The organism is Enterobacter sp. 01-M-02-SI-ECC (assembly GCF_047530595.1).
Lineage (GTDB): Bacteria > Pseudomonadota > Gammaproteobacteria > Enterobacterales > Enterobacteriaceae > Enterobacter > Enterobacter cloacae_M.
Window position 1 is genome coordinate 1 of sequence record NZ_JBLKCZ010000092.1, and the last position, 1,122, is coordinate 1,122.

The 1,122-nt window shown below is 61.9% G+C and carries 1 protein-coding gene; it reads left to right on the forward strand.

Translation table 11 applies throughout. From position 1 onward, the window contains the following. Window positions 1–919: class 1 integron integrase IntI1 (gene intI1 / locus ACMWLG_RS25795; RefSeq protein ID WP_025766410.1), on the forward strand; the 919-nt coding region annotated here is incomplete at its 5' end. Window positions 920–1,122 lie beyond the last annotated feature (203 nt).

Below are 1,122 nucleotides of genomic sequence, written 5' to 3' on the forward strand. Positions count from 1 at the left end.
AACCGAACAGGCTTATGTCCACTGGGTTCGTGCCTTCATCCGTTTCCACGGTGTGCGTCACCCGGCAACCTTGGGCAGCAGCGAAGTCGAGGCATTTCTGTCCTGGCTGGCGAACGAGCGCAAGGTTTCGGTCTCCACGCATCGTCAGGCATTGGCGGCCTTGCTGTTCTTCTACGGCAAGGTGCTGTGCACGGATCTGCCCTGGCTTCAGGAGATCGGAAGACCTCGGCCGTCGCGGCGCTTGCCGGTGGTGCTGACCCCGGATGAAGTGGTTCGCATCCTCGGTTTTCTGGAAGGCGAGCATCGTTTGTTCGCCCAGCTTCTGTATGGAACGGGCATGCGGATCAGTGAGGGTTTGCAACTGCGGGTCAAGGATCTGGATTTCGATCACGGCACGATCATCGTGCGGGAGGGCAAGGGCTCCAAGGATCGGGCCTTGATGTTACCCGAGAGCTTGGCACCCAGCCTGCGCGAGCAGCTGTCGCGTGCACGGGCATGGTGGCTGAAGGACCAGGCCGAGGGCCGCAGCGGCGTTGCGCTTCCCGACGCCCTTGAGCGGAAGTATCCGCGCGCCGGGCATTCCTGGCCGTGGTTCTGGGTTTTTGCGCAGCACACGCATTCGACCGATCCACGGAGCGGTGTCGTGCGTCGCCATCACATGTATGACCAGACCTTTCAGCGCGCCTTCAAACGTGCCGTAGAACAAGCAGGCATCACGAAGCCCGCCACACCGCACACCCTCCGCCACTCGTTCGCGACGGCCTTGCTCCGCAGCGGTTACGACATTCGAACCGTGCAGGATCTGCTCGGCCATTCCGACGTCTCTACGACGATGATTTACACGCATGTGCTGAAAGTTGGCGGTGCCGGAGTGCGCTCACCGCTTGATGCGCTGCCGCCCCTCACTAGTGAGAGGTAGGGCAGCGCAAGTCAATCCTGGCGGATTCACTACCCCTGCGCGAAGGCCATCGGTGCCGCATCGAACGGCCGGTTGCGGAAAGTCCTCCCTGCGTCCGCTGATGGCCGGCAGCAGCCCGTCGTTGCCTGATGGATCCAACCCCTCCGCTGCTATAGTGCAGTCGGCTTCTGACGTTCAGTGCAGCCGTCTTCTGAAAACGACAA